We start from the raw sequence: 4,130 nt of genomic DNA, 5'->3' as shown, positions 1-4,130 counted from the left end.
TGCATGCCGTTGACGGACCCGTTCGAGGTCTGGGTGGTCCAGCTGCCCCAGAGTGCGGTTGCGGTGGCACCAAACCGGACTTCCTTGCCTTCCAGGTTTTCACCTTCGGCCGCAAGGCCGGAGAAGGCCGCGTTAGGCTGGTTTTCGGACCATATCGCCACCGACGTCAGTGACACCGACATCACCACCATCACGCCCATGACCACCATGGCCAGGCGCCGCCGGCCGGTCATAAAGCCCAGCGCAAAGACCAGAGCGGCGGGAATCAGCACAATCGACACTGTCTGAACGAAGTTGCTGACCGGTGTCGGGTTTTCCAGGGGAACGCTGGAGTTGGGGCCATACCAGCCACCACCGTTGGTGCCGACCTGTTTGATGGCCACCATGGGTGCCACCGGACCGATCGGAATATTTTGCTCTTCCATACCGGCAGTCTGGTCCAGCGGAATGGCGGTGCGGGCGCCTTCGTAGCTGTTCGGTACCCCTTCGGCAGCAATGATCAGTGCCACGACCGCCGCGACCGGCAGCATAACGCGAACAATGGCCCGGGTGATGTCCTCGTAGAAGTTACCAACTGAAACGACACCCTCGCCAGACGGTTGCGTCTTCTTGTCAGAGCGACCCAGAAGCGTGCGTACAATCGCAACCAGTGCCGCCATGCCGGCTGCGGGTGTCACCACCTGCAGGGTCACAATGCCAAAGGTATGCGCCAGGTAGCTGAGCTGCGCCTGCCCGGAATAGTGCTGCTGGTTGGTATTGGTCAGGAACGAGACCGCCGTATGAAGCGCCAGGTCCCAGCTCATGCCGTCGATACCGTCTGGATTCAGGAACAGAAAGCCTTGAGCCATCAACAGGCCAAAGACGATCAAGACCAGAGCAAGGTGCAGTTTCAGCAACGCCTTGCCGTAACCCTGCCAGCTCATGGGCTGGGAAGGGTCAACGCCAAACAGCCGATACAGACTGTTTTCAACTGGCAAAAAGACGGCGCCCGCCGTCCCCTTGGCGCTGCCAAAAACGCCGGCGATGTACTTGCCCAAAGGCCACGCCAAAAGAAGCGTGGTCGCATAGATTAAAATGACCTCGTTCACAGCCGTTCCTCCAGATCAATGAACAGGAAACACAGGCCAAACAGCCCCAGAATTACGCCAATACCGATCAGTGCCATGGTCAGAACCTCTCGGGCCAGAGCAGGGCGGCAACCAGGTAGCCACCGACTGCAACAGAAACAATCAACAGGAAAATAGACACACTCAATCTCCTTCTGTGAGTTCGCCTTTCCATGGTGCTGGGGCAGGGCGTAAAAATTCGATGACCAAAACGGGGCCGGGGCGTAAAAAAGCCGTTAAAAATTCACCGGAGCGTCCCAATACCGCGGTCTAGATGGGTAGACTCCAGGTCAACGTAAGCACCCATTTCGAGGTTACTCATGTCTGATCTCTATCGAGTCCGATGCTTTTTTTGGCGACACTGGCGTCAGTGCCGAGCGCTAGCTCTCATCCTTACAGGGCTGTTGCTGAGTGCCTGCGACCAGCCGCCCCAGCTCATGTCATTAAGCGGCCCCGCTCAAGGAACGACCTGGCATGTCACTTTCTGGAAAGCGGGTGGGGTAACCTCCAGCTCAGTACAAGACGGTATTGTTGAGGAACTGGCACGTATTGATGCGCTCATGTCGAACTACCGGCCGGACAGCGCAATCGAGCGCTTTAACCGGGCTGAGGCATCGGCCCCCACGGCGGTTGGGGAGGAAGTCGTTGACCTGATTGCAAAGGCAAAAACGGTGAGTGAGGCCAGTCTTGGCTGCTACGACCTGACGATCAAACCCCTCTTTGATCTCTGGGGATTCAATGGCCAGCAGCTATCGGTTCCTTCGGAGGTCGAGCTGCAACGTCGGTTGGATGAGGTCGGAATGGCGTATCTGGCATCAGGATCAAACGGCACCCTTTCCAAGTCCCGCTCAGATCTTCAGGTCGATCTTTCATCCATCGCTCAGGGGTATACCGTTGAAAAGATGGCTGGTGTGCTGGAATCCGCCGGGATTGAACACTACCTGGTGGAGCTGGGCGGCGAACTGAAAGCTCGAGGCCACAAGCCGGGCGGCGAACCCTGGCGCGTCGCGATTGAGCGCCCAACACCAGGTGAGCGGTCGGTTCATAAGGTGATCACGATTGCTCGTGACGCGCCCATTTCGGTCATGACATCGGGGACCTACCGCCATTACTTCGACGATCAGGGCCGGCGATACAGCCATGTGCTGGATGCCCGCACCGGCCGTCCCGTCAGTCATGACACCGTGTCCGTTACCGTCCTCGACGAGGACCCCAGCCTGGCCGATGCATGGTCTACGGCCTTGCTTTGTTTGGGGGCGGACAACGGACAAGCGGTCGCCGACCGGCATGGAATTTCGGCCCTGTTCATTGAGGAGGTGGACGGAAAGTTCCGTGAAGCCACTACCAGGCACTGGCGCGAGATGTCCGGAATTGAGATTGATTGAATATCTTCCAGCCAGAGACAGGCCGGCCTGAAGCGCAATCGGTGTTACAGATCTTTTACGGGAGCCGCGCTTTTTTTGCGCTTTTTTTACTGTTTCATGTGGGGGATGGCCTGCAAACTTAACACTGATCGCCCCCGAGCTCCCACACGTTTTCAGGGGTTCCATTCAATCTCTCAGGCAGGCTGAACCTTATGGCACGGAAAGATGTTGATAGAAGCGGTCATACCGTTGAGAAAATCGGCGGAACCTCAATGAGCAACTTCGACGCTGTACGCAAGAACATCATCGTGGGCGACAGCCGTAACGAAGAGCTGTACAACCGAATTTTCGTTGTATCTGCCTACGGTGGCGTGACCGATCTTTTGTTGGAACACAAGAAAACGGGTAAACCTGGCGTCTACGCACTTTTCGCCGGCGCCGAGAATCGGTGGGCCTGGGGGGATGATCTGACCCGCCTGGAAAAGAGCCTGACGGATATCAACCTCTCCTATTTCTCGGATTTGAGCCTCAGGCATCAGGCCGATCAGTTCATTCTTGATCGGGTAGAAGGGGTCAGAGAGTGCCTGATTGATCTACAACGCCTGTGTTCCTACGGGCACTTCCAGCTAAGTCAACATCTGATCAAGGTTCGAGAAATGCTGGCAGGCGTTGGTGAGGCCCATAGCGCCTTCAACACCGCACTGCGCCTACAGTCAGAGGGAATCAACGCCCGTTTTATCGACCTCACCGGGTGGCGGGAGAGTGAACGGCTGGCTATGGATGAAAAGCTCAAGCGATCGCTCGCCTCTGTCGACCTGACACGCGAGCTACCGATCTGCACGGGCTATACCCAGTGCAAAGAGGGGCTCATTGAGACCTTCGACAGAGGGTACAGTGAAATGACCTTCAGCCGTATCGCGGTGGTAACCGGCGCGAGGGAAGCGATCATTCACAAAGAGTTCCACTTAAGTTCAGCGGACCCGAAGATTGTTGACCCAGCCAAAGTCGTAACGCTCGGCAGGACGAATTACGATGTTGCCGATCAACTGGCGAACTTGGGCATGGAAGCGATTCACCCCAGAGCAGCTCGGGGACTGTGCAGCGAAGGTATCGATTTGCGAATCAAGAATTCCTTCGAGCCCGACCACCCCGGCACATTGATCACCGGAGGCTATCAGGCTAAAACGCCGCAAACGGACATTGTAACGGGCAAGAAATCGGTCATGGCGGTGTCTGTGTTCGATCAGAACGCGCCCAGCATCGCCGAGATTGAGAAGACCTTTCTCGACCTGACGTCGCGCTTTCGCGTGCACCGGATCAACCGCGAAAGCAATGCCAACACCCTCACGTTTTACCTGAGTGCGACGTTAAAGCAGGCAAAACGGATTGTGAATGAGCTCGGTAGCGACTTCCCCGGGGCCGAGATCAGCTTGCAGAAGGTAGCCGTGGTCGCCGCGATCGGCAGCTCACTCGACGTCAACAATGTTCTGATTGCGTCACTGGTGGCTTTTGATCAAGAGTCAATTCAAGTTCTGGCAGCTCACCAAACCATGAGAGACGTGGAGGTTCAATTTATCCTGGACAGCGAACAGTTCGATCATGCCGTGAGGCTTCTGCACGCTTTGCTGATTGAGGGCCGCCCCAACGATAGTGAGGCGGT

4 protein-coding genes are annotated in these 4,130 nt (G+C 56.6%); 2 read left to right on the top strand and 2 right to left on the bottom strand.

Annotated elements, in window-relative coordinates; all coding sequences use genetic code 11:
- Positions 1-1,088, bottom strand: a 1,088-nt coding sequence (locus Q674_RS34670; protein ID WP_023009393.1) for a potassium-transporting ATPase subunit KdpA, incomplete at its 3' end; no start/stop codon positions are given.
- 79 nt (positions 1,089-1,167) lie between these two features.
- A complete protein-coding gene (kdpF, locus tag Q674_RS41695; RefSeq protein ID WP_081698952.1) occupies positions 1,168-1,281 on the bottom strand; it encodes a K(+)-transporting ATPase subunit F in 114 nt (37 codons plus the stop codon).
- Between the two features lie 145 nt (positions 1,282-1,426).
- On the opposite strand from kdpF, the gene Q674_RS34665 reads away from it, so the two are divergent.
- Together Q674_RS34665 and Q674_RS34660 are read left to right on the top strand one after the other, a co-directional pair.
- Positions 1,427-2,491, top strand: a complete 1,065-nt coding sequence (locus Q674_RS34665) for an FAD:protein FMN transferase (RefSeq protein WP_152526084.1) — start codon at positions 1,427-1,429, stop codon at positions 2,489-2,491.
- A gap of 191 nt (positions 2,492-2,682) precedes the next feature.
- Positions 2,683-4,130 (top strand): aspartate kinase (locus Q674_RS34660; protein WP_023009391.1); only part of this gene is annotated, 1,448 nt, incomplete at its 3' end.

Origin of the sequence: Marinobacter sp. EVN1, from assembly GCF_000475375.1 — a bacterium.
GTDB classification, from domain to species: Bacteria; Pseudomonadota; Gammaproteobacteria; order Pseudomonadales; family Oleiphilaceae; genus Marinobacter; species Marinobacter nauticus.
The sequence above is the reverse complement of the archived record's forward strand: the minus strand, read 5'-3'. Positions and strand labels throughout refer to the sequence as shown.